Here is a 23,839-nt window from a genome sequence, read left to right as displayed (position 1 = left end):
CCGCAGATGTCGGCCGACGCCGGAGGCGGTGCCGCGCGCCGTCGTCACGGTGCCGGGAGTCGAGGAGTACGGGGCGGCTCCGTTCGGCGATTGCCCGTCGCCTCGAAGGCGGCGGCGAGGGTGAGCAGGGCGTTGTCGTCGTAGGCGCGGCCCGCGAAGGTCAGGCCGACCGGCATGCCGATGTCCGCCATGGTGCCCATCGGCACGGTCACGGTCGGAATGCCGAGGTGACGGGGCACCAGGTTGCCGTTGGCGACCCAGACCCCGTTGCGCCAGCCGAGGTCGGCGGACGCCTCGTCGACGTCCATGTCCGCCGGTCCCACGTCGGCGACCGCCGGGAACACCACCGCGTCCAGACGCAGGTCGTCCATCCAGACCTCCAGGTCGACCCGGCGGGTCTCCTCCAACCCGCGCATGCCCTCCGCCAGGTGCGGCATGTCGGTGAAGGACGTGTACGGGCGCTCCCGCACAAAGCGTGGGTAGTCGCTGATCGAGTCTTCGAACCCGGGGTAGCGGTCCGGGAGTTCGCCCTCGTGCTTGGGCCAGATGCGGTCGCCGTCGACCCGGGTCAGGGTGTCGAGCGCGGGGTCGCCGTTGGCACGCAGGAAGTCGTCCCACGCCCAGGCGGACAGGTCCTCGATCTCGACCGTGAGGAAATCGCGGCCGACCAGCCCTCGGGTGAGCAGGGAGGGCGCGCCGGGGCGGTCGGACTCGTAGTTCGTCACGACGGGGAAGTCGACCTCGACCACCTCGGCGCCGGCAGCCTCCAGATCGCGGCGCGCCGCCTCCCAGAGGGCGATCACCGAGGGGCGGGTGTCGATGGGCTGCCCGGTCTGGCCGCCGATGCCGCCCTCGGGGTTGGTGCCGGCGTCGGGGTCGGCGTTGATGTACATCCTGGGCACCCCGACCCGCTTGCCGGCGAGCGCGGCACGGGCGGCCGTCGCGTCGGCGGGCGCGAGCGCCGGGTAGGAGGCGGGACGGACCTCGGAGGCGGGGGGCAGCGCCACCCAGGGCTGGGCGCGCCACAGGTCACCGCGGGTCTGTGGGTCGTCGGCCACCACGACGTCGAGCAGTTCGAGCAGGTCGGCCATGGTCCGGGTGTGCGGCACCACGACGTCCATGGTCGGCACCAGCGGCCAGTTGCCGCGCACGGAGATCACGCCGCGGCTGGGCGTGTAGGCGCACAGGGCGTTGTTGGAGGCGGGTGCCCGGCCCGACGACCAGGTCTCCTCGCCGAGGCCGAACGCGCCGAACGAGGCAGCGGTCGCGGTGCCGGAGCCGTTGGAGGAGCCGGAGCCGTAGGCGCTGGTGAGCCAGTCGGCGCTGTACGGGCTCTCCGCGCGGCCGTACACGCCGCGCTGCATGCCGCCGTTGGCCATCGGCGGCATGTTGGTCAAGCCGATCAGGACCGCCCCGGCCCCGCGCAGTCGCTCGATCGCGAAGGCGTCGCGCTGGGCCACCAGGTGCTCGAACGCCGGCGAACCGGACGCGGCGGTGAGCCCCTTGGCGAGGTAGCTGTCCTTCGCGGTGTACGGGATGCCGTCCAGCGGGCCGAGCGTCCGGCCGCGCGCGCGGCGGGCGTCGGAGGCCTCGGCCTCGGCACGGGCGTCGGGGTTCATCACGACCATCGCGTTGAGCGCGGTGGGCGTGCCGGGCCGGTCGTAGGCATCGATCCGCGCGAGGTAGGCGTCGAGCAGTTCGACCGCGCTGGTCTCACCCTTCTCCAATGCCGCGCGCAGGTCGGCGATACCGGTCTCCACAACATCGAATCCGCGCGTCATACGGATGCCTCCTGGGTGTTCGGGTGGGCGAGGCGACCCGACGGACGTCGGGCCGTTCCCTCCTCACCCTGCGCTCACGCCTTCGAACGTCCGGAGCGGCACGCCGACGACCGTTGCCGGAACGTTCCGGCGCGGGCATCCTAAACGCAGCCGGAACGATCCGGCAATGTCCGCGTACCACGGACGGGGTAACGCGCGGCCACGCCCCGCCCGCCTCCGGGCCGCGGCCGGCCGCCCCGGGCCCGATCGACGCCGCCCGGGCGGCCGGGGTGTCCACGAGCACTGCCTCCCCTGCGTCGGGCGGCTCCGGCCGGGTCTCCGAGACCACCCGTGAACGCGGCCAGGGCGCGGCACGGGAACCCGGCCACCGAACCGACACCGCGGCGGGGTCGCCGACCGTGCGCACACAGTCCATCCGTGGTCGCGCTCATCGCGTCGGGCAGGGCGGTGACGGCGTCGGATGTCGGGGCGAGTTCGGCGGCGGGGCGGCGTTCGAGGTCACGGGTGAAGACCGGGAGCACGGCGGCGATGCGCACGCCGTGGTCGTCGCACCAGCCGAGCAGGTCGACGACGCGGTCGGCGCCCGCCCGGTCCGCGAGCGCGAGCCCACCGCCGGTTGCCGTCGGCGATGTGCGCGGGCGGCGGGCCGAACCGGCCGTCGTCGTGCCGGGCGACGCGGGGGCGGAGTGCGGGATCGGGCTGCGGCACGCGAGCGACGCCGCCGAACGCGACCCCCTCGGAATGTCACCCGGCCGTCGTTTTGCCGACACCGCGCCGTCTCTCGGACGCGCTCCAACGGATACCGCGCGGCGCCGTCGGGTGGTGGGGCCCTGCGTGCGGACCCGGGCACCGTCGCCGGCGGCAAGAGCATCGGAGCCCTGTCGACGGCGGGCAAACTCGCCCATTCTGCGAGAGCGCTGATCTTCAGCCCGGGCGGCGGGGAACCGGCCGCAGCGTGAGGCATGGCGAGGGTCGAACTGTCGCGCGTTCGACCGTAGTTGAGTCCTGTGCACACCAACAGGCCCGGCCATCGCGGCCACACCCGGCGCAGCGGTAACGCCGTCGGGATCGGACCGTTACGAGAGCCCAAAGGCCCGTGGAGGCCGCGTCTTCGGCCCGGGTGCCTCGGCGGTGCCGCGATGCCGGTCGTGGGCCCGCCGCGCCGTGGTATCCGCGTATGGGCGGGTGGCGCGGCGGGTGTTCGTCGTCAGGGGGCGTACAGGTCGGCGATCAGCGGGGCCAGGTCGGTGTTGATGCCCCGGACCAGGGCGTCGATCGCCTCGCGGGCCCGGCTGTAGACATCGGGGTCCTCCCTTCGGGAGAGCTTCGGCAGGTCCCAGCCGCCCGCGGGGACGACGACGGTCGCGGTCGCCACCACCACCGGGGTCTTGTGGCTCGGTTCGCCGACGGCCCGATACGGCCCGGCTCCGGTATCGTGCGCGTCGACGGCCCAGTCTCCGGCGCGGGGCCGGCGGGCCAGCGCCTGGTGTCGGATGGGCACCACGGCCACCGCGATCGGTCCGCCGTCCTCGTAGTCGACCTCGATGCGGATCTGCGCGATGTCGGGGCGGAGCCGGACGTACCCCGGCTCCATGATCGGCTCGGTGGCCACGCGCCATGCCCAGGCGACGAACTCGCCCGCGTCCTCGACCGCGTCGTCCAGTTCGGGCAGGTTCTCTCGCAGGTACGCGTCGTACCCGAGTCCGTCGGCGGTCCGGACGCGGTCGTCCTCCGCGTCGATGCGCACGATCGTGTGGTCGTTCCACTCGTGGCTGGTCGTCACTTGCTTCCCTTTCCATCGGATGGCTGTTCCGCCTCGGCAGCGTGTGGTGCGGGGCGGATCGTCCGCCGACTCTCGTCGCAAGGCGCCAAGTGTGATGGAACGGAGCCGGGAGGCACAGGAGTTCGGGAGCACAGTCGATTCTTGGCAAGTACGTCATGGCGTCGAGAGAGGCCGTCCCGCGAGCGAAGAAGCGCGGTTCGGCGTCGTCCGCGTGGATGCGCGGGTCGCGGGGGCCACGACCGGCGGCCGACACGAGACACTCCACCGCATCGCCGCGGCCCGGATCCGGCCGCGTCACCGCAATCCGAGCCCCCGGGCCCCGGGCCCGGCCCGAGTGGCGAGACGGCGAGTGGAGTCGACCTGTCGGCGCAGGTGTTGTCGCGGTCACCCGGGTACCCACCGTCCGAGGTGAACGACAAGGCTATTCGTCCGGATCGTCCTCGCCCGGGTCGGCATTCATGAGTGCCAGGTCCGGCGGTGCGAGAGTGGTGGACCCGACCAGCCCCTCGAGCAGGTTGTGCAGCAGGACGTTGTCGCTGGGAACGGTCTCCGAATCCCGGTCGTGCAGCAGGCGATACGGGAATCCCGCCTGGTCGAGTCGGCGGCGTACCAGCTCGACGCGGTACTCGATCCTGCGCGCGTTCCAGCCGTTCTCGGGCCGTAGGTAGGCGAGTTGCTCCGCCGCCCGACGGTACGTCAGAGGTCGAGGGTTGCCCTCGTAGAGTAGATAGTGCTGCCCGAGGACGACCAGCAGCAGGCGTTCGTCGTCCTCCAGCGGCCAGATCCTGGGCGGGCACGTGGGCGCGCCTCGGCGCGGTGTCGACCCCCGTGCGTCCCACCCGGTCACGTGCAACTCGACCACGTGCAGCCGCCGACTCGAACCGTTGACGAACACCGGCGTATAGCCCGTATCCAAAGGGATCGGGTCCGTGCTGTTGTGCATCATCCGCCCACCGGGCAGTCGCACGAGTTGCCGTCCGACGTTGCGCAGCCACCATCGGCGCCTGTGGTAGGTGAGTTCGCCGTGTCGCCGGCTCACCCACTGGTCGTGCTCGCCGACGGGCAGTTCGACCTCGGGTCCACCGCCGCGCCCGAACCGGACGGTCAGGCCACGTTGCGGCGCGGCCTTGAATCCGCCGGTCAGTGAGCGCATGTGGAGTGTCCCGGGCGGATCGCCCTCCGCGTCCTGTGGCCTTCGGCCGACGCCGCCGCCCAACATCGCTTCCCCTTCGCTGTGCCGTGTCCGGTGGTGGTGGAGACAACCGTCAACCGGGCGGAATTCGCAGGGCGGCCGAGCGGGCGAGGGCTTGCGCCAGATCGCAGGACCGGTTTGTCGGCCCGTTGCCGCCGACGGCGATGGAGACCAACTCGACCGCCTTCTTGCCGGATTGGTCGCTATAGGTCGGGCCCGTCACCTCGACGGTGCACGTGCCCTTCCCGTCGTCGTCGGGGAGCACGATGCTCTGGCGTCCGTCGAGCTTGACGACGCGGCCGTCCGCGGCGTCCGGCAGCTCGGGACGGTCGAAGCGCAGACCCACCTGGATGTCGTCGGTCGTGCTTCGCCAGTCGCAACCCCAGCCACCGAACGCGGTATCCGGGTTCCTGGCGTCGATCCCGGGAACGACACCGAGTGCCTTGGCGTCAAGCATGGCGCAGGCGTCCCGATACAGGAGGGAGTTCTCCGGCGGTCGCGGCGAACGCCTGGCGAGTTCGCCGCGATTGAGTCGGTCGACGGCGACCTCGGTGGCCACGTCGGCGATCTCGCACAGGGGAGCCCCGACCGTCTCCAGCAACTTCGCCTCGACGACGATGGTGGTGTCGCGGACACCGTCCACGGTCAGGAGACGATCGCAGTTACGGCTTTCCGCCGGCTGGGGTGTGACCCGGACCCGCCCCGTGGTCCTGGTGGCCGGCACCGGATTCGCCGCGGGCGTGCTCGTGAACAGGATCTCGATGTCCACCGTCTCGGTGTCGTTGGCGGACAGGATGACGTCACAGCGGGCGAACGAGCCGTAGTCCCGGTCCAGTTCGGTACGTCCGAACCGTTGGAAGGCGGAGGCGTCGGTCAGCGCACAGGGGTCCACGGTGCGGTGATCGCCGATGACGGATATCGGCTCGTTCCGTGAAGCGGACTGCGCGGCGGTGGATCCGTTCGGCGTCGCAGCCGGAGTGCCCACCGGGCGAGCGATCGGGGTCCGCGACGTGCCGGTCTCGGTGGATGAGCCCGAGGAGATCGGCCATGTGTCGATCGCCATCACGGTGGCCACAACCGCCGCGAGGAGAACCGCGCTCGTTCGCGCGACGGCCCCCTTCCACCACACAGGGGGGTCTGTCGGAGGGGAGGAGGGCTCCGTCTCCCGGGCCGGAAGTGTCGGGAGCTCACGGGGGTCGCCCGCAACCTCGGCCAAGGCCCGTCGTACCTCACCGAGATCGGGGCGTTGCCGCCAATCCTTGCGAAGCATGGCCTCCAGCAGGTCCTGCAGTGGTCCGACTCGGGCGGTCATCTCGATTCGACCGTGCGTGGCCCGGCGCGCGGCGACGAACGGATCCTCTTCGCACGATTCGGAGCACTCCGACGCTTCCGATGGTTCGCCGGATAAGGACGACGCGGCGGTGTCCTTCGCCACGTTCCCCGCACCTGGCCCGCGGCGGCCGGGTGGCGCCCCGGCGACGAGCGCGTACATCGTGGCGCCGAGGGAGAACACGTCCGAGCGAGGTGTCGGTGGCTTCCCGTCGAGCACCTCGGGGGCGGCGAAGCCCAGGGTGAAGCCGCTCTGCCCCCGAGGCGTCACCGACATCCCGTCGAACCGGTACACGGCCCCGAAGTCCGTCACCTTCACGGACCCGCCCCCGGCGTCGACGACGTTGGCCGGTTTGATGTCGCAGTGCAACAGCCCTTGTGCGTGCAGGGCTTCCAGTGCCTCGGCGATCTGCCCGCCGATGTGCGCGGCGAGTTGCGGAGACATCGGCGCCCGGCGGTCCAGGCTCCCCCCGTCCACGTACTCCATCACGAGCCAGGACTCGGCCCGTCCCCACAGGCGCTTCTCGCGGAACACGTCGTGCATGGTGACCACACGCGGGTGGGTGAACTTCGCCTGAGCGCCGGCCTCGGCCCCCACATCCCCGGCACGTACGCGCTTGAGCGCGACACGGCGGTTCAACTCCTCGTCGTGGGCCACCCAGACCTCGCCCATGCCACCGCTGATGGGCCCCTTTGTCAGCCGATAGCGCCGGCCGATCCGCATGCCTGAGCGCACCGCGCCTCCCTCATCCGCGACCGAACCCCTGGGCGCGGCCGGGTCGCGAGGCCCACGCGTCCCAAACGTAGCGCTCGCGTACCCGCACACGGGGCCGATCCCGACGCCTGCCATGTAGCTCGATCGGGTGAATCACGTGATGCGGCGCGAGGCCGTTGCCACCATCATGCGATTCCGGCTGATCCGACGAACTCCCTTGCCCGCGGCCCAGGCTCGCGCTGGAGCCGGCACACGAGGGAGCCGGGTGGGTGCCCGCCGGCGGTATCGGCACCGCGTCCGGCCGGTTCGGGAGGGGTCCCGACGGGCCTGGCCACAATCCTCGTATGCGTGAGAGCACCAGAACCGAAGTCCGCGACATCGCGGAAGCCGTCGTAAGCCGGATCGTCGTGCGCTACGCCGATGCCCTGGCCAGATCTCCCTACGCCCTGCGAACCATGGAAACGACGGCGCGGAACGTGGCCGCTTCGGTCGCGCGCGCCGTGGCCGACGAACACGTCGCCAACGCCGACGAGATCGTGCGCGCCGCCGAGCTGGCGGCCGGGGAATCGGCCAACGACACCGCGCGTCGGGTCGCCGAGAACACGGCCGCAGAGCTGGCGGAGGCGACGGCGTCCCAGGCGCTGAGGAGCGCGCGGGCGGCGGCCGAGGAGGTGTTGGCGCGGGCGCAGCACGAACTGCGGGCCGTGCTCGGGGCGGCACGGACGGAGCAGGAGGAGACACTGGGGAAACTCCGACGGGAATTCGACAACATGTGCGCGGACGTGGCGCAGTTCGCCCATGACGAGGTGGCCAGGGTGGTCGCCGCGACCGTCGTGCAGCCCGTCGTGGAGGTCACGGTGGCGAGCGCCGACCCGGTACGGCTCACCGGCCACACCCACGCGGTACTGCCGGAGGTACTGCTGGCGCTCGGCGCCGGCTGCCATCTGCTGCTGGTGGGGCCGGCCGGGACCGGCAAGTCGATGATGGCCCGACAGGCGGCGGAGGCGCTCGGCCAGGAGTTCCACGCCCTCTCCCTGGGCCCGACCACACCGATGAGCAAGATCTTCGGCTACTACGACGCGCACGGTCACTACCACGGAACACCCTTTCGCCGCGCCTTCGAGCACGGCGGGCTGATGTTGCTCGACGAGTTGGACAGCGGTCATCCCGGGCTGTTGGCGGAGCTGAACCAGGCGTTGTCCATTCGATCCTGCGCTTTCGCCGACGGCATGGTCAGCGCACACCCCGCCTTCCGGCTGATCGCCACCGCGAACACCTACGGCACCGGCGGGGACCGACAGTACGTGGGCCGCCAGGCCCTGGACGCGGCGACGTTGGACCGCTACGTCTTCATCGACGTACCCGTGGACGAGGGCCTCGAGGAACGTGTCGCCCTCGCGCACGCGCCTTCGCGGCCCGAGGAGGCCCGGTACGTGATCGAGGAGGTGCGGCGGTTGCGCGCCGTCGCGGCCGAGAAGCGACTCCCGGTGATGTTCTCGCCCCGAGCCTGCATCGACGCGGCGAAACTGCTTCAGGCGGGAGCGAGCGTGGAGCAGGCCGTGCAGTGGCGGGTGGTGCGGGGCCTGTCGGCGGCCCACCGTTCGGCGCTGGACCTGGACGTGAGGCGGAGCAGCGGGGAAGGACAGGCATGAGTTCCCGTGACCCCAAGCCGGAGGACACCGTCCTCCGCAAGCCCCCGATGTGGTCCTGGCAGGAGTTCGTGGACCGCGCCACCGAACCCGACACCATCGACGACGGAAGCGGACGCAATGGCGACAACGACTGGCCGGGCGCGTCCTGGGAGGAGGCACTGCGTCTCGCACAGGACGGGTGGACCACCGTGCTGCCGGAAGTGAACGTCGAGTTGGCCGAACTCCGCAAAGGAGGAAGGGATGACGTCCTGGCGACCGTACTGGTTCCGACCTGGGACACGACCGGCAGCGAGGTGGACGTCGGCGCCTACCTGAGCGGTGAACCCGAGTGCATGGTGGACGTGGTGCCCCAGCGCATGTCGAAGCGGGGCCGGGTGGTGACGTTCCTGGTCCCGGCCGCGTACGACCACACGACACCGCACTCCGTCGTCCGCCACCGGGGGGTGGCACTGGCCGCGCTGTGTTCGTCCATCATCGCGACCGGACACAGCGTCGAGATCTGGTCGGGTTACTGCTTCTACCTCGAGGACGACGGTACGGACCGCTTCGCCTGGGCGGCACGCGTGATCTCGGCGGCCGAACCGCTGGACATCGGCCGATTGATGTTCGCCCTGGCGCACCCCGCGATGCTGCGCCGCCTGTGGTTCGGGGCGTGGGACAGTGCCCAGGCGCCACTGGCCCGCCGCGTACACGACCATGCCTACGGCATCCCGACGAGGTGTTTCCCCGAGGACTTGCCGGAGGGCATCAACGATCCCTACATCTTCCCGTATCTGTCGCCGGACGATCCCCAATGGCAGACGGAAAGTACCGCGTTGGCATGGTGCCGGGAGACGTTCGTGGCTCTGGGCCTGCTACGGGACCGCTGAACCGCGCGGCCCGGCGCTCGGCACGGGCGGATCCGGCTTTTCGACCCTGGACGCGCAACACAGCTGGTTCCCCTGCATGGCCCCGCTCGAGCCCGACCAGGAGCCGACCGCCGACCGCCGGGCCCGGCGGGGCCGGTTACGGCGAAGCGCCGGCGACGGCCGAGGTTGCCGACGCGCTCCGCAGCCAGGGCGAGCGCCGCCTACGTGCGGTTCGGTAGCGACGCGCCACCACCTCCGGTGGGCGATCGCCGTCGACGGCCTACTCGTCTGAGTCACCGGAGTCTTCGCCAAGGGAGGGTTGTTCGTCGCCACCGGGCACGCGGTCGCGCGGCTGTTTCGGGCGCGGCCCGGGTGGTTGCCGCGGGGGTGTTCGCGGCGGCGGCCGTGCATACGGCGGTGCCGGACGCCACGGTCGTCCTGCCGAGACCCGTGGTGTTCGCGACGGCGGCGGGGGCGGCGCACGAACTCGGCCGCCCGCCTACGCCTGCGCACACCCGATCGGCTCGCGAGCGGGTTGTCGCTCGGCCGGTTCGGGTGTTGTCGGCGCTGCCGTGGGCGGTGGTCCGCCGCTGCTTCCGGGTCGTCCAGGATCAGGGGTTCCCCGCCGCCGTGACGCGCTTGGCGGTGGGAGCCGGAGGCCCCCACCGCATCCGGTACGCGCGACCTACGGGGCCCTTACCCGAACTGTCGGGTGATGGTCGGATCGGTGATGAGGTCGTCTCGTGCCAGGAGCATCGCCTTGCTCAGGATGATCGACAGGGTTGTGTCCCCTTCATATGGCAGGTAGGTGCCCGCCGGGACGGTTTCCGCGTCGGCCTTCGGAACGATGCACAGGTAGCGGCCGTTCGGGCTCATCAGCACATTTCCCGACCCGAGGTGGATCGCGTAGCTCCGCAGTGTGCCGGTGACGCGGAGGTACCTGCCGTCGATTCGGCACCGCGCGCCGATCGCGAGCCTGGGCAGCAGTCGGGCGAGCACGTCTCGCCGCGCCAATGCGCCGGCGGTGAGTTCGCCCATGTTGTAGGCCACCCAGTAGTCGCGGTGGCGGCCCCGTGGCCCGCCGTCCTCCCAGGTCGGGTCGTTGCCGATGCCGGCCACTCCCACGAACAGGTCGGCGTCGCGCATCACTTCGCTGAACACCACGGGCGGTATGTCGGTCAGCGGCAGCGGCGGCACCTCGCCGGTTCCGAGGCCGCGGTTCTGCTCGTAGCCGCCGGAATCCGCGTGCGCACGGTTGACCGGCGCGTCGATCGGATAGAACCGCACCTGGTCGGTGGCGAGGTGCAGATAGCTGCCCGAGCCGGTCGTGTCGTCGCCGTGGCCGGCGACCCAGAATTCGGCGCGCAGGCCCCACTCGGGCAGGGGCCGCGTGGTGGGCGGAAAGTCGGCGTCGACGGACAGCCGCAACGTGTCCGACCAGCCTCGGACGGCCGCGAGCGCGTGAAACCGGTGCTGATGCAGCACGTGCCCCGCGTACCGGTTGGAGTACGTGCCGGTGGTTTCCTCGGCGACCGTGATCGGGTAGATCTCGCGGTGCGCCTGACGGAACGGCTGGGTGACGAGGTGCCGTTCGAGCCAGTCCCGGGCGGCCACGACCTCCTCGGCGGGACTGTCGATCGGGTGCCAGAGCCCGACCCGCGCATCCGGAGCCGGGGAGGCCGGCGCGTCGTCGAGCGTACGCAGTTCCCCGTCGGCGAACCCGTGGATCCGCCCGTCGACGGTCCACAGCAGGCGGCGCGCGAGAGTGCCCACCAAGGGATGGTCCAGGAAGCGTTCGCGCCATGGGTCGAAGCGCCAGGTGCGCCGGGCGAGGAACAGGCGGTCCAGACGCTCGGACTGCGCGGTGAGCATCTTGGCGACGTCCTTCGCGGCGGCCTTGAACTCGGCGACGCTCTCCGCGTGTTCATGGCGCACCTCGGCCGGCGGCGACTTGACGGTCTTGCCGGCGGCGTTGCGCCAGGAGAGGACCACCGTCCCGGCGGACACCGTGAGTTCCGCGGCGGCGCCACCGAACCGCTCGACACGTCGGCCGACTTCGACCAGACCGTAGGCGGGTATCGCCGTCTCCTCCACCTCGGCACGGCTGACGCCGAGCGCCGAGGCGCGGGCGTCGAGGGCCGCCTCGACCTCCTTCAGAGTGCCGCGGTAGGTCAACCGGGTGGCGAGTCGGGCAAGTTGCGCGACGGACGCCTCGCCACCGAGCCGGGACAGCGCGTACACCGCCGCGTTGGCCACCTTCGGGCTCACCGGGCCGATCCCCGTCACCTTGCGCAGCGCGGTCTCGGCGAGGCGACCCAACGCCCGTGCGGTCTCCGGTGATTCCGGGGTGAATGCCAACAGCCAGGCGATACCGCGCAGGGCCTGCGCGTTGTACGGATCGTACTCGCCGCGGTCCCAGCCCTCCTCCAGCGCGAAGGTACGCGGGCGCCCCACCAGCGCGAGCCACCGCACCAGGACCGCGGAGGCCGCCTCGGCGCCGATCTCGTCGAGGATGTCGCGGCCCGCGCGCTCCCACGTCGCGGTCGGTTTGGACGACTTGGCACTCCGGGCGTGGGCGAGCAGCCGCTCCCACATTTCGCCGCCGGTTTCGGCATCGGCGATGGCCTGGTCGGCCCACGCCTCGCCCGGGCTGAGCAGGGGACGTTCCGTGCGGGCGAGCAGGGCGCGGAGCGGACCCCGTCGCAGGTACGACAGGGTGTCCATGCGTCGGAGCAGGGCGACGACGTGGCCCGATACGGGGCGCCCGTGTGCGAACGACGCCTCGACGGTCTGGAAGACCTGGTTGCTGTATGGGAATGTCCACGTGCGCTCGGCTCGGGCCAGGACATCGTCGAGCAGCGCGAGTGGCGCCTCGAGCTTGAACTCCCAGGCCAGGAAGAGCGCCAGATCCGAGACCAGATTTCGCTCGCGACCCTCCGGAGCCGCGCCGATCACGGCGACCAGGGCTTCGACGAGGCTGCCGCGGTCGGCCTCGGGGAGTTCCTCACGGAGCGCGGCGACGATGTCGGTGGGGCCGAACGTCCAGTCGCCGTGGTCGATTTGCCGGGCCAGGGCCGCGAGGCACCCGGCGAGGCCGCCGGTGTCGCCGGATGCGATGTACGCGCGGACTTCGTCTGTGTGGGCCGGTCCCATCGTGCGTGTCGGTCCCATCGGTATCAGCCACCCACCAGGGCTATAAGCCGCAGGAACACGATCTCCGTGTCGCCGGCCAACGTGACCGGTTCGTCGAGGTCCTCGACTTGCCGGTCGCCGACCAGGACGACGAAGCCGTTGCGTTCGAACGCCTCGATGGCGAGGGCGCACTGCCGTTCCGGGTCCTGGAACCGGGCGGACTTCGGGCCCCGATCCATGTGCTCCTCGCCGGACGCGGGCCGGAACACGCCCTCGAACACGGCTGCGGTTTTCGCGCGACGTTCAGCGTTCATGCCGCCTGCGCCGTCCGCGCCGTCGGAGTCGAGGGCATCGGCCTCGAACCGGGCGACCTCCTGGAACACACGGCGCCGGATGATCTCGCGAAGCGTCGGGCAATCCCCCTCGAAGGAAAGCTCGCCCGCACCGACCCGCGCGCCCGAAGTGGTCTCGTCCACCAGCACTGCCGTTCTCATGCCGGGCAGCGTAGAACACGACTCCGACGCCACCGGGCACCGCGAACCTCGCCTGCTCCAGGTGAACGCCCGCCCCGACACGCGGGTCCGAGTATCCACCTCCGTCGTCGGTCGAACCGGGGCCGTGAAGTGTCTCCGGCTCCGGCAACCCGAACGTTTCCATCGGCGATGGCCCTGCTGGTACCATAGGGGCCATGAGTGATCCGAAGGCCATCAATCTCCGTTTCCCCGACCCGGGGCAGCGGGCCGCGATCGCGGCCGCGGCCAAGGCCGAGGGTGTGAGCATGCAGGAGTACATCCTGGGCGCGGCGTACGCGCGCGCGACCGCCCTCGAAAACCGCTTCCTCGACGCGTTCCGCGCGTCCATGACCCGCAGCGCCGACGCGTTCGCGGCCGAGGCCGGCGACGTCGACCCCACGCCCGAGTACCGCGCCGCCGAACACGAGGCCGCACGCGAACTCGCCGCGCCCGAGCGGGACCACGCCGCGTGAACGACCCGCACCCCCGCGCGTGGACGTGGCGTTCCTGCTCCATGCCGCCGAACTGTTGCCCGGTGATCCACAGGTCGACGACCTCGGTCCGCTCTACGCCGCGCTGTCCCGCGTGCAGGCCCGTGCGATGGACCGGGGCGTGTACGGTTCGGACCACCTCAAGGCGGCGGCGCTCCTTCACACGCTGGTCCGGCTGCCGTGTCTCGAACACTCCAACGAGGCATTCGCCTGGCACGCCACCGAGGCGTTCCTGGCCCTGTACGGACACCGTCTCGACTATCCGCCGAAGGAAGCCGTCATCCTCGTCCGCGAAGCCGCCCGGGGTGTCGTCGGCGTCCGACGCATCGCACGCCGACTCCGCGAATGGACCACGGACTGACCGTCCCGTACATGTACCCGCGGCTGCGACAGCGGCCGTCGGCGGCAACACTCACCGACGCGCGTTCGTCCCACACGGACGCCGCCGGCCTGCAAACAGGTACTCGGCTTGACGCGCCCGCCCACACTCGCGGCCCCGGCAGGCCGGCACCGAGCAGGCCGCGGACCCCATGGGCTCCCGGATCGCTCTTCGAGGCGGCGCACAACGCCTCGGCGACCGCGTCGTTCCGGCACACCCCGGTGCGCTCGACGCACAGTCCCGCCCCCGCGCGCCTGGACGACGGACCCGCATGCGGTGCCCGGGTCGACGGGATCGGGAACTCGCCCGGGGCTCCGGCTCGCAGGCGCTCCGCTGTCGAGCGGTGGCGTCACCGTTGCCGATCTTCTTTCTCCATAGTCGTTTGCCGTATCGGGGTCACGCGAAGGACGCGGGCGACGGGTGCGGGCATCCACCAGTTGAGCCGACCGAACAAGGACACCAGGGCGGGGGCGAGTACTCCTCGGATGAGTGTGGCGTCGAGGATGATGCCGGCGGCCAGCCCGGTGGACAGGATCTTGACGTCGGTCTGTGGGACGCCGCCGAGTGCGACGAACGCGAGGAAGAGGATGAGTGCGCCGGAGGTGACCAGACGGCCGGTGCGCCCGATGCCTCGGATCACCGCCTCGTCGGGGGAATGGCCGTTCTCGTACTCCTCGTTGATCCGGGTCAGGATGAACACCTCGTAGTCCATCGACAATCCGAACAACAACGCGAAGACCGCGAGGGGAACCCACAGGGTGATCGCGCCCGTGGCCGGACTGGAGAACAGTGCCCGGGTGCCGTGCCCTTCCTGCCAGACGAACGTGAGCACCCCGTACGCCGCCGCGAGGGACACGACGTTGAGCAACAGCGCCTTGATCGGCAGCCATACCGAGCGCAGCGCGCGGGTCAGCAGCAGCATCGTGACGATCACGATGGCGGCGACGATGATCAGCAGATCGGGGCCGTAGAGTGCGTGGACGAAGTCGCCGTCCTGGGCGGGCGATCCACCGACCCGGGCCCCCGGTACCCGGCCCGCCGCGTCGCGAATCGCCCGCAACGCGTCCTTGCCGGCGCCGCTGGTGGGCTCGGCCGCCGACCAGGCGTCCACCACGCGGGAGGCGTCGTGTCGCCACGCGTCGGGCGCCGTCGCCGAAATGCCGTCCACGGCGGGCAGGTTCGCGTCGACGGGCAGCAGAAGCTCGGTGGGCCGCAGTACGCCCGGGCCGATTCCCGAATCGGTGAGCGCGCGCAGACCCGCCCGGGCCTCGACGTCGGCGGTGGCCGCCGTCGCACCGGCCTGGGGCTCTCCGAGATTGAGCGAGAACACGGGCACGATCAGCAGCGCGAGCACCGCCAGGGACCCGACGGTTGCCGTGATCCGGTGCCCCACCACCCACCGGGCGACGCCCGTCCACAGCCGGCTCACCGTGCCCGCCGGCTTCTTGCGCGGCCATTCGAGCCGGGGACCGATCGCGTCCAGGATCACCGGCAACAACGTCGTGGACACCGCGACGCTGACCAGCGGAATCAGCAGTCCCGCGTAACCGATGCTGCGCAGGAACGGAACCGGCGTCAGTGCCAACGCGGCCAGACTGACGGTCACCGTGATCCCCGAGAACACCACCGATCTGCCCGCCGTGGCCGACGACTTCAGGACCGCCGCCCGGTTGTCCGCGCCGAGGCCGCGTTCCTCACGCCATCGGGTGACCACCAGCAGGGCGTAGTCGATGGCCACGCCGAGACCGACGAGGGCGACGATGTTGCGGGTGATCGTCGACATGTCGGTGACGTAGGTGAGCGCGTAGATCCCGACGAACGTGGTGGGAATCGCCACCACCGCGATGAGCAGCGGCAACAGCGCCAACAGCGACCCGAATACGATCGCCAACACCACCAGTGCGGCCGCGCCCGCGGCCAGCGTCTCCACCAGCACACCGCTGCCTCCGCTCGCGCCCCCCGACGCCAACACGCTCGCACCGGTGACATGGACGGGGGAGCCGGCGACCGACGCCCCGGCGACGGCTCGGGTCAACGCCGGCAGCGCCTTGGCGTACGGGTCCGAGGAGGTGTACTCGGGAATCGGATAGAAGAGGGCGAACGTGGTGCGGCCGTCGGCCGAAACGAACGCCTTGCCACCGTCGGTGAGCAGCGAGGCCGTACGCGCGCCGGGAACACTCGCCGCGGCCCGGTCGAACACACCGGCGAGTTCGCCGCGGACACCCGGCGAGTCCACCGTGGTGCCCGGCGGCAACCGCACCACGGCGACCAGCGGCGGATTGTCGCCGCCGGATCCGAACCGTTCCACGATCGCGGAGTTGGTCTCGTAGGCGGGCTGCCCGGGCAGATCGAACCTGAAGGACAACCGATCGCCCGCCCGCTCCGCGGCCAAACCGCCGGCAAGGGTCAGCACGACCCATCCCACGACGACGACCCAGCGATGCGCGATCGACCACAGCGCCACGCGCGTGGTCAGGCCCGGCGCCGTCACCGCGGACGTGTCCGTCCTTCCTCGTACATCGGTCGGCTCTGCTTGCATCGGCCCGCCGCTCCCTTCGAGTCCCCCCGAAATTCGCCGTCTCCGGCCGCCCGGGACCGCACCCGCATCGGCTCGGGCACGCCGGTACCGAGTCCCGCGACGTCAATGTTCGTAGCGGTGCCCGCTACGGATGGGTTCGAACTCGCCAACCGCCGCGGTGCCTCCGCCGCGGCGTCGGTGGGACGGGCCCGCGCCGCGTCCATGCTCGCCGCCGGCGTGTTCCGGAGCGTTTCGCAGCCCTGGTTCGAGCAAGGCGTGGGGCGAGGTCCAGCGATGGGCCCGATCGCCGGCTGCGCGCCCCTGGGGGTCGCGTGGTAGGTCCGAGCCGGTAAGTCGCCATGACGGTGCCGAGCGGCATCGGGTCCCGCGAGGGGGCGGTGTCGGTGCGCGCGGCGAAACGATGCGGGGACCGTTCGTTCGGGGTTGCGGCCGGCGGGGGCGGGTAGCGGGCCATGGTCACTCCCCAACCGTTTTTTCGGAAAGAGGTTCGACGATGATGAAGATGCTGCACGACAAAGGTCTGCGTTCCGAGCACGCCTACATGGCGGGATTCGCCTCGATCGGGCTGTCGGTGTTGTCGTGGATGGGTTCGATGAAGGTCGAGCCGCACGGCGTCGATCGCGCGGATCGCTGGGGTTTGTTCGTGGGTGAGTGGGCGCCCACGTTCTTTGCGATCGGTGTGGCCCTCAAACTCGAGGAGGATCGGGACTGAACCGTCGCGAGCGACGAGGCACGCCCGGGGGACGGAATGCTTGCCGAGCACGGCCGGCAGGGTCCCCGTGGCTGTGTCCCGTGATCGCGGGCGTGGGCGTCGTGTCCCGGGCCCGGGGGCGGTCCCTACTTTCGGTTCGTGGTTCCCGAGTGCGCGGATCGCCCCCGAGGAGGAGGACGGGGGTGTCCGGCGCGTGGGCTTTTCAGTCCAAGGTGTGGTCGGGGTGGCCGCGGGTGCGCAGGCGTTGTTTCATCTCCGCTTCGTACAGGTGTCTTCTGCCGCCGACGAGGTCGTCGCGCAGGCGTTGTTCGGCGTCGGCGAACGGCTGGTAGTAGGTGCGGTCGTAGCCTTCGACGATCTGGAACGTCCAGTGTCCGGGGATGACGTTGCGTCCGGCGATCTCGGTCTCCAGAAGGCGGGCGGCGTCGCGGTGACCGGCGCGCCGGAGCATGTCCACCGCGTCGTGGAGGATGCGATCGGCGCTGCCGGTGAGTTGGTGGAACGCGTACAGGTGCCCGCGAGCGCGGGCGGTGTACTCCCATGCCTCCGACACCCGCCCCACGGCGGCCACGGTGGCGTCGTCCACTCCGTCCGGGCGACGGTGGGCGTCGTCGAAGGACGACGGGTTCGAGTCGGGCACGGGGGAGTCCTCTCGCCTGGCGGCTCCGGTGGAGCCGCTGCGGTTCCCGTTCCCTGGAGCGGCGTCGGGTATGAGCGCCGATCCGGTGGTTCCGGCTCGGCCGCGTGTCCGACCCGCGCCTGTGTAGCGGGGTACGCGAACCGCCCCCACGTACGGCTCGACGCGGCACCGCGGCGCGCCTCCGGTCGAGGAAGTGGCCGCGTACGGTGGTCGCCGCCTGATGAGAGAGACGCGGACCCCTGGGCATCCGAATCGGCGTCGCGGTCCGCGTCCGGCGCCGCCGACCACGCGAGCCCCGACCACGCGCCGGCCATCCGACGGCGAATCTCGGCTGGGGTGTGGGCGGTTCGCCCGGAGGAACTCGGTGCGCCCGTGCCGTCGGTCGCCGGGAGAGGGATATACGGCGGCCGGTGGCCGTTCTGGGCGCGTGCCGTTCGAGGTCCCGCCCGAGCCGGCGTGGACGAGCCCGGCGGTGGTTCCGGCCGCGAACCCCGTGCCCCGGTGGCCCGCGACGCATGCTGCCCGCCTTGAATGGCCCCTTGGTCGGCGCGGCCGCCAGGGCCGTCGCCGACCTGCGCAACACCGTCCACCGGGCCGTCCCGGGGGCCTCGTCCGTCCCCGGCGACGCACCGTGCGCCGGGTGTTCGGGGCGTACCCCGTACGAGTGATCCTCGTATGCCCCACTGCGTCGTTGGAGAGGACGCGGCCACGGCTGTCGTCGGTCCCGGTTCGGACGAATCCGAGTACGACGACTACGGCTCCGCCTGGCAGACCCGGGACACGCCGTTTCGGCGATGGTTGATCGACAGACTCACCGAGGCCGGCTCCGAACTCCCTGCCGAGGGCAGTCTCCTGCCCTGCCCCTGCCAACCGCTACAACGGACGAGGCGCGCGTCGCGCACAACGCCGACCTCGAGGACTGGGCGCGAGCGGCGATTGCGAGATCACCCGGATCTCGTCACCCGCGACGCACACTTGGACAGCATCCGACACCGCTCCTCAGCCGCGCCCGGGCGGATCAGAAGGCGTAGCACTTCACGGTGTTCCCCTGACGCGGGGCCTTGCTCAGGTCGCAGGTGACGGTCTTGCGTCGGTTGTGGGTCTCGTCGTGACCATCGATGGTCACGATCACGTCGGAATCCCACCACCACCCCTTGGCCAGGGTCCAGTCGTTGGGGGTGTTCCAGGTGTGCATCACCGGATCTCCGTGCTGGTTCTTGCCCACCACCCGGACCCAGTCCGAGTACTTGGTGTGGATGTTGATCTGGTAAAACCCCTTGGCGGCGCTCGTCCGCGACTCGCCGGTGTGGGCCTCGCTCGCCTGGGCCGACCCCGTGGCGGTCAGCGCCAACGCGGCGCCCGCGGCGAGTGCGCCGGCCCTGGTCATGATGCTTCCCCCGATACGCACGATGCGCTCCTTCCGTTCGCTCTCCGGACGTCTCCTCGGAACGGATTCTCCGAACCGCCTCCCCGGATGCTCCCGAACGCTATGGCGGCGGACGTGTGCCGCGACATCAACCACGGGTCGAGATTCGTCTCCAACGTGCGGTGCAGCGACGCCGGGCCGTGGTACCAGCGCGATAGGCAACCCACGCGCGTCGAGGTCTTTCGGGTCGGACGGACTCGGACGGGCTCGGACGGGCCACCTTGCCTCGGCGGCTCGGCCGGCGCCGCGCAGCGAAGAGCACCTCGGCGGACGTGGACCCGTGGTCCGCGTCATCATGAGACCCCGGAACGGCCACCGTGTCCTGGAGTTGGGCACCGGTACCGGCTGGAACGCGGCGCCCTGATCGCCCACCGTACCGGCTCCCAAGACCGCTCGATTGCCGCCTGCGCCGTCGAACGCGTCCCCCGCGCCTGGACCGAACACACCACACCCTGGCGGTCGGCTGCTCGGACATTCCGTCGCGCGGCGCTATCGTGACGTGTTCGCCGGGGTCCGTTCCGAGCGCGGCGGAGGCCACACGACGTCAATGGCGTCGGTCGGGCGGCGGACGGTTGTGCCGTCGCGACTCGAGGAGTACGTCAGTGGGCACCATTCGCAAGGCGGTTATCGCTGCGGCGGGGTTGGGAACGCGCATGTTCCCGATCACCAAGGTGATCGAGAAGGCGATGCTGCCCATCGGCCGCCGGCCGACGATCGACTACATCGTCCGTGAGTGCGCTGCCGCAGGCGTCCATGAAGTCGCGATCGTGGTACGCCGGGGAAGCACCCAGATCCAGGGGTATTACGGGGACGACACCGAACTGCGCGCGTTGCTCGGACGCCGAGGCTGGGCCGAAAAGGCCCACGCACTCGACGAACTCGCCACGGTTCCGTCGATCACCTTCGTCGAGCAGGACCCGGAGGACCGGTACGGCACCGCCGTCCCGGTGATGCTCGCACGAGACTTCATCGCCGACGACGCCTTCTACTTCCTCTCCAGTGACGACCTCCTCGTCGAGCCTCCGGGGCAATCGACGCTCGCGGAACTGGGCCGCGACGCGGGCGACGGAAGCGGATACGCCCTCGTGGGACAACCGTCGCCGGCGAGTTCCCTCGACCGCTACGGCCGCCTCGAAACTGCCGAAACCGACGGGCGACTGCACCTGACGGACCTCGTCGAGAAGGACGCCGTCGCGGCCCGATTCGACGGGGGAAAGGTCCTGATCAACATCAGCAGGTACGCGTTTCCCGGCCAGTTCCTTCACGTCCTCGCCGCAGTGGGCGAACACGAGGAATCCGGGGAGTACCGCCTCACCGACGGGTTGGTGGAAATCCTCGGGTCCACACCGATCTCCGTCACCGTCGGTCGTGGCAGCTACTTCGACCTCGGCAACGAGCAGGGCTTGGCGGAGGCGTCCCGGCATGTCGTCGTCGGCCGGCAGTAGATTCGCGACATCGGTTTTTCCACGAGGAGCAATCGTGGAGACGGCGTGGTGCCGTTGTCGCGCGCATCGTCCGGTACGGTCGGCGCACCCCGACCGCGCAGCGGCTGCCGGCGCGTGTCGTGCCGGCACTCGGCGACCGGGTCGGTGAGAGGCCGACCACGCACTCGGCGGTCGCGACCAGCGGGTCGACACTGTCGCGGGCCATTCACCGACTCGACGTTCCCGCGGAGCACCCCGAGGAACAAGGTCGTGCCGAGGAGGGCGACGAGCCGGCCTGCCACGCCCTAGCGTTCCGGCAGCGCCGTGCATGCCCGTGCCCACGCCGACCACGAACCGGGGGCGGCCCGGCTCGCGGCCGACCCGCACGCGATGCATCTCCGACACTTGAACCGGCACGCCGCTCTCCAGCCGTCGGCCGAGGGTGCCGGCCGCCCCGGCGGGCACGGCGGAGGTCTTCCACTCCTTCAACCTGGCCCCGGTTTTGGCCGTCGAGGCCGCCGGCGATGACCTGTACGCCCTGGCACGACGCGCGGCCACCGGCGACCGCCCCGAGTACCGCGACGTCCTGGCCCCGGCGGGGCGCCCTGGCGGAGATCACCGCCGGCCGCCCCGGGCGCGCCGCGTGGACCCCGGTCTCCTGCGGACCTGGGCGGCGACCGGCCTGCCGCCGATCGTCCTTCACCACCGCGACGCCCGCGTCCGCATCCTCCGCCGGATCCGACTGCTCTGCGGAGCCCCCAATCGGATGGGTTCGATGCCCGAGCAACTCGTCTATCGGGAATCGTCGGGCCCCGCCCGACATGGACACCAGGATCACCCTCGCCCTCACCGACCCCGACTTCCCCGGACGCCGGCATGTCCGACGGCAGTGGTCGACGGCAACTCCGCCGCACGGGTGCTGTGCAAGGCATCGAGCCGGCGCCGTCGTTCGGCCGGTGGACCCGGGGCGAATGTGTTGTCGGCTTCGGGTGGACGCGTTCGACGCGGGGTCGGGGACGGGTGTCGTGTCGCGGGGGCGTGAGCGCCGTGACGGTTCAGTCCGTCTTTCTGGCGGTGATTCGGATGCTCCATTGATAGGAGTCGAAGTAGCCTCGGCCGCACCAGGTCGTCACCCAACCCTCGTAGAGGGTCTTCCCGTTCTCGAACCATCTCTGGTTCCCGGGAACGAGCTGCACGTAGCAGCCCTCCCATCCGGAATCCTTGATCTCGATGGTGAACGGTTTTCCCCTCCCGTCGGCGGTGAATTCGTGCTTCTTGGTGGGCCAGGTATCCCCGTCGTCCTTGTCGACTTTGTATTCCTCTCCGTCGAAGGAGATCGTGAACGGATTCTGGGTGCTCCAGATGACGGTGTTCGTCCACTGCAGCTCGCGGATTTCGAGTGTGGCGTCGTAGTGGCCCTGGTCCTTGTAGATCCACTGTTCCGCTGCGTATTGGATCTTTTCGCTCATCCGGGCGACCTTCATGGGCTCCAGTTGCTTGAGGACGTAGCCGATGATGGAGTATTCCTCCAGTTTCTGTTTCTCGCCGAAGTATTCGGAGATGTTTCCGTCGACGAGTGCCTTCCGTACGAGCTCGGGTGTTCCGCCGTGGCTCTTGATGGTGATCTCGGACTTCTGGAGGATGCTCTTGTAGTGCGTCTTCAGTTGTCCTTCGATGTTGGCGAATCCTGTCCGGCTCGCCTCGACGGCGGCGCTGAGGTCCGTCTCGCTGCACTCGGCGTTGATGAAGACGGTCAGGACCCGCCCGTAGATCACGGAGGCAACGAGCAGGGGTGGGTTCTCCTTTCCGATGGCCTCGTAGTTCTCCAGCTTCTTGAGTTCTTCCTCGGTGAAGTCGTCGTTGATGAGGGAGTTGGCGTCCTCCAGCCCTGTCGCGGTGGCCGTGAAAGCTCGTTCGCGCATGTAGATGGCGACGCAGTTCTTCGAGTTCTTTCGGTTGAACTCCGACGAGATGCTGCCCGAGAAGCCGCCGAACTTTGCGGACACGCCCATTTCGATGGCGAGATCGTATTCCGAGTACGCGATGGTCTGCCGGAACTCGATGTCGGGCGATTTGTTTTCCTGGCCGGACACGGCTTTCCTGACGGCCGCGAGCACGGATCTCCCGTCCGGTTCCTTGACCGGCTCGATGTCGTGGGCGGACAGGGCGTCGATGGCGAGCTTCACGGGCGCGCGATGTTGGGTTCGGATGCCCACCGGTACCAGGGAGCCGTCCTTGATCGCCTGCTTCGATTGCACGACGGCCCCGGGCCACATGACGTTGACGTCCGGGTCGAACGTGATGATGTCGTGCGGTGTCCGGGTCGAGATCATGGTCTTTTTGATACCTTTGACGAGCGTTTCCTCGTCGTAGATTTCCTCCGAATTCAACTCCTCGTCCTCGGATTTCTCGTGCGGGGCGAGTTGGTCCCAGGTCTTCCAGCTCTCGAGTTTCGCGCGCAGGTCGACCTTGCCTTCGGCCGCACCGGTGCCCAGGATCGAGTGGCGAACGGGTGCGCCGTCGCGGAAGGCGTACACCAGGTACGTGTCGGGGTCCGGCCTGTCGCCGTCCGGGGGGATCACCAGGTCCTCTGGTCGGGCGGCCCGGTCGATCGATTGCGGCTCGGAGGACGGGGAGGTCCGGCGCATCAGCTCGTAGGAGTCCGCGGTGACCTCGGGGCACCACTTCACCCGCCACGTGCCGTCCCCGTCCCGCACGGCCCAGGCGGGCGCCGGCATGCCCTGCCGATCGCCGTCCGAGGACGGGACGGAGGTGGTGGGGGTCGGTTCTGGCGTGGGCGGATGTGCCATGGCGTTTCTCCTTCTTCGGGGTCCTCCGCGCGGGACCGGCGTGCCGGACCGGCGGCGACGGGACACCGCAGATCGTGCCGGCCGAGCGGGCCGAGGCGCCGCACCGCGAACGCGGGGCCGTCGGGGTGGCGACCCACAAGGGCGCCTGACCGCTACTCCTCACTGAAAACGACGAGTTGGGGGCGGTTGGTGGTGCGAGGCTTGCGACGGGCGCGCCCCACGGCGCTCGAATGTGTTCGAGCGCCGCCCGGATCTTGGGAATCACATCCGCGGTCGCACCCGTGGCAGGCCACCATCGCCGGCGTCGGCTCGACGTCGCGCCGGGACCGGCTTCCGCGTCGCGGGTGGTGTGTCGGGTGATCGGGTGCGGCGGTGCGCAGGACGGCCGGCCACTCGGGTGTGGTGTTCACCTGGGCGGGGTCCCGGTGGTCCGGGGCACGGAGGAAGCGGTGGGATATCGCCTGCGAGACCAGA

17 protein-coding genes are annotated in these 23,839 nt (G+C 70.4%); 7 read left to right on the top strand and 10 right to left on the bottom strand.

Going from position 1 to position 23,839, the window contains the following annotated elements:
• Window positions 1-44: 44 nt before the first annotated feature.
• From B4N89_RS41495 to B4N89_RS41475, 4 genes are all read right to left on the bottom strand, one after another.
• The gene (locus tag B4N89_RS41495) at window positions 45-1,781 is read right to left on the bottom strand and encodes an amidase (RefSeq protein ID WP_078981805.1); all 1,737 of its coding nucleotides are present in this window, start codon (window positions 1,779-1,781) and stop codon (window positions 45-47) included.
• A gap of 1,207 nt (window positions 1,782-2,988) precedes the next feature.
• Complete coding sequence (locus B4N89_RS41485) at window positions 2,989-3,564, bottom strand: hypothetical protein (RefSeq protein WP_078981804.1); 576 nt, start codon at window positions 3,562-3,564, stop codon at window positions 2,989-2,991.
• Between the two features lie 421 nt (window positions 3,565-3,985).
• Complete coding sequence (locus B4N89_RS41480; protein ID WP_235619288.1) at window positions 3,986-4,717, bottom strand: FHA domain-containing protein; 732 nt, start codon at window positions 4,715-4,717, stop codon at window positions 3,986-3,988.
• A 112-nt stretch (window positions 4,718-4,829) separates the two neighbouring features.
• The gene (locus B4N89_RS41475) at window positions 4,830-6,821 is read right to left on the bottom strand and encodes a serine/threonine-protein kinase (protein ID WP_161501000.1); all 1,992 of its coding nucleotides are present in this window, start codon (window positions 6,819-6,821) and stop codon (window positions 4,830-4,832) included.
• A 323-nt stretch (window positions 6,822-7,144) separates the two neighbouring features.
• On the opposite strand from B4N89_RS41475, the gene B4N89_RS41470 reads away from it, so the two are divergent.
• Together B4N89_RS41470 and B4N89_RS41465 are read left to right on the top strand one after the other, a co-directional pair.
• Entirely contained in the window at window positions 7,145-8,452 is a 1,308-nt protein-coding gene (locus B4N89_RS41470; protein WP_078981801.1) for an AAA family ATPase, read from the top strand.
• On the top strand, window positions 8,449-9,321 hold the full coding sequence (locus tag B4N89_RS41465; RefSeq protein WP_078981800.1) for a DUF7192 family protein: 873 nt from the start codon (window positions 8,449-8,451) through the stop codon (window positions 9,319-9,321). Before B4N89_RS41470 ends, B4N89_RS41465 begins: the two co-directional genes overlap by 4 nt.
• Before the next feature lie 675 nt (window positions 9,322-9,996).
• Here the strand turns inward: B4N89_RS41465 and B4N89_RS41460 are convergent.
• Together B4N89_RS41460 and B4N89_RS41455 are read right to left on the bottom strand one after the other, a co-directional pair.
• Window positions 9,997-12,471, bottom strand: a complete 2,475-nt coding sequence (locus tag B4N89_RS41460) for a DUF4132 domain-containing protein (RefSeq protein ID WP_235619287.1) — start codon at window positions 12,469-12,471, stop codon at window positions 9,997-9,999.
• Window positions 12,472-12,476: 5 nt separating this feature from the next.
• A complete protein-coding gene (locus B4N89_RS41455) occupies window positions 12,477-12,926 on the bottom strand; it encodes a hypothetical protein (RefSeq protein WP_078981798.1) in 450 nt (149 codons plus the stop codon).
• A 194-nt stretch (window positions 12,927-13,120) separates the two neighbouring features.
• Between B4N89_RS41455 and B4N89_RS41450 the strand changes: the two genes are divergently transcribed.
• Both B4N89_RS41450 and B4N89_RS41445 read left to right on the top strand, forming a co-directional pair.
• Complete coding sequence (locus B4N89_RS41450; protein WP_078981797.1) at window positions 13,121-13,417, top strand: hypothetical protein; 297 nt, start codon at window positions 13,121-13,123, stop codon at window positions 13,415-13,417.
• A gap of 19 nt (window positions 13,418-13,436) precedes the next feature.
• Window positions 13,437-13,796 carry a fic family toxin-antitoxin system, toxin component gene (locus tag B4N89_RS41445; RefSeq protein ID WP_078981796.1) on the top strand — a complete coding sequence of 120 codons (360 nt, stop codon included), beginning with the start codon at window positions 13,437-13,439 and terminating at the stop codon, window positions 13,794-13,796.
• A gap of 367 nt (window positions 13,797-14,163) precedes the next feature.
• Here the strand turns inward: B4N89_RS41445 and B4N89_RS41440 are convergent, their stop codons facing one another.
• Window positions 14,164-16,353 carry an MMPL family transporter gene (locus B4N89_RS41440; protein WP_078981795.1) on the bottom strand — a complete coding sequence of 730 codons (2,190 nt, stop codon included), beginning with the start codon at window positions 16,351-16,353 and terminating at the stop codon, window positions 14,164-14,166.
• A gap of 493 nt (window positions 16,354-16,846) precedes the next feature.
• On the opposite strand from B4N89_RS41440, the gene B4N89_RS41430 reads away from it, so the two are divergent.
• Complete coding sequence (locus tag B4N89_RS41430) at window positions 16,847-17,065, top strand: hypothetical protein (RefSeq protein ID WP_078981793.1); 219 nt, start codon at window positions 16,847-16,849, stop codon at window positions 17,063-17,065.
• Window positions 17,066-17,267: 202 nt separating this feature from the next.
• Here the strand turns inward: B4N89_RS41430 and B4N89_RS41425 are convergent, their stop codons facing one another.
• Entirely contained in the window at window positions 17,268-17,705 is a 438-nt protein-coding gene (locus tag B4N89_RS41425) for a hypothetical protein (RefSeq protein ID WP_078981792.1), read from the bottom strand.
• Between the two features lie 527 nt (window positions 17,706-18,232).
• On the opposite strand from B4N89_RS41425, the gene B4N89_RS50335 reads away from it, so the two are divergent.
• Entirely contained in the window at window positions 18,233-18,373 is a 141-nt protein-coding gene (locus B4N89_RS50335; protein ID WP_161500999.1) for a hypothetical protein, read from the top strand.
• A 350-nt stretch (window positions 18,374-18,723) separates the two neighbouring features.
• On the opposite strand, the gene B4N89_RS41420 is transcribed toward B4N89_RS50335, so the two are convergent.
• Window positions 18,724-19,113 (bottom strand): hypothetical protein, encoded by a 390-nt coding sequence (locus B4N89_RS41420; protein WP_143658275.1) that lies wholly within the window; start codon window positions 19,111-19,113, stop codon window positions 18,724-18,726.
• A 335-nt stretch (window positions 19,114-19,448) separates the two neighbouring features.
• Here B4N89_RS41420 and B4N89_RS41415 point away from each other — a divergent pair, with 335 nt between their 5' ends.
• Window positions 19,449-20,576: a sugar phosphate nucleotidyltransferase gene (locus tag B4N89_RS41415; protein WP_321170755.1), complete on the top strand. Its 1,128-nt coding sequence runs from the start codon at window positions 19,449-19,451 to the stop codon at window positions 20,574-20,576.
• A gap of 1,034 nt (window positions 20,577-21,610) precedes the next feature.
• Here the strand turns inward: B4N89_RS41415 and B4N89_RS41410 are convergent.
• The gene (locus B4N89_RS41410; protein ID WP_078981789.1) at window positions 21,611-23,365 is read right to left on the bottom strand and encodes a thiol-activated cytolysin family protein; all 1,755 of its coding nucleotides are present in this window, start codon (window positions 23,363-23,365) and stop codon (window positions 21,611-21,613) included.
• Window positions 23,366-23,839: the final 474 nt, after the last annotated feature.

It is taken from the genome of Embleya scabrispora (assembly GCF_002024165.1).
Classification (GTDB): Bacteria; Actinomycetota; Actinomycetes; order Streptomycetales; family Streptomycetaceae; genus Embleya; species Embleya scabrispora_A.
The sequence above is the reverse complement of the archived record's forward strand: the minus strand, read 5'-3'. Positions and strand labels throughout refer to the sequence as shown.

Excerpts from the sequence above, each read along its gene's own strand:
- B4N89_RS41495 (WP_078981805.1), bottom strand. The coding sequence starts at position 1,781 with ATGACGCGCGGATTCGATGTTGTGGAGACCGGTATCGCCGACCTGCGC.
- B4N89_RS41480 (WP_235619288.1), bottom strand. The coding sequence starts at position 4,717 with ATGCGCTCACTGACCGGCGGATTCAAGGCCGCGCCGCAACGTGGCCTG.
- B4N89_RS41470 (WP_078981801.1), top strand. The coding sequence starts at position 7,145 with ATGCGTGAGAGCACCAGAACCGAAGTCCGCGACATCGCGGAAGCCGTC.
- B4N89_RS41465 (WP_078981800.1), top strand. The coding sequence starts at position 8,449 with ATGAGTTCCCGTGACCCCAAGCCGGAGGACACCGTCCTCCGCAAGCCC.
- B4N89_RS41460 (WP_235619287.1), bottom strand. The coding sequence starts at position 12,471 with ATGGGACCGACACGCACGATGGGACCGGCCCACACAGACGAAGTCCGC.
- B4N89_RS41455 (WP_078981798.1), bottom strand. The coding sequence starts at position 12,926 with ATGAGAACGGCAGTGCTGGTGGACGAGACCACTTCGGGCGCGCGGGTC.
- B4N89_RS41450 (WP_078981797.1), top strand. The coding sequence starts at position 13,121 with ATGAGTGATCCGAAGGCCATCAATCTCCGTTTCCCCGACCCGGGGCAG.
- B4N89_RS41440 (WP_078981795.1), bottom strand. The coding sequence starts at position 16,353 with ATGCAAGCAGAGCCGACCGATGTACGAGGAAGGACGGACACGTCCGCG.
- B4N89_RS41430 (WP_078981793.1), top strand. The coding sequence starts at position 16,847 with ATGATGAAGATGCTGCACGACAAAGGTCTGCGTTCCGAGCACGCCTAC.
- B4N89_RS41410 (WP_078981789.1), bottom strand. The coding sequence starts at position 23,365 with ATGGCACATCCGCCCACGCCAGAACCGACCCCCACCACCTCCGTCCCG.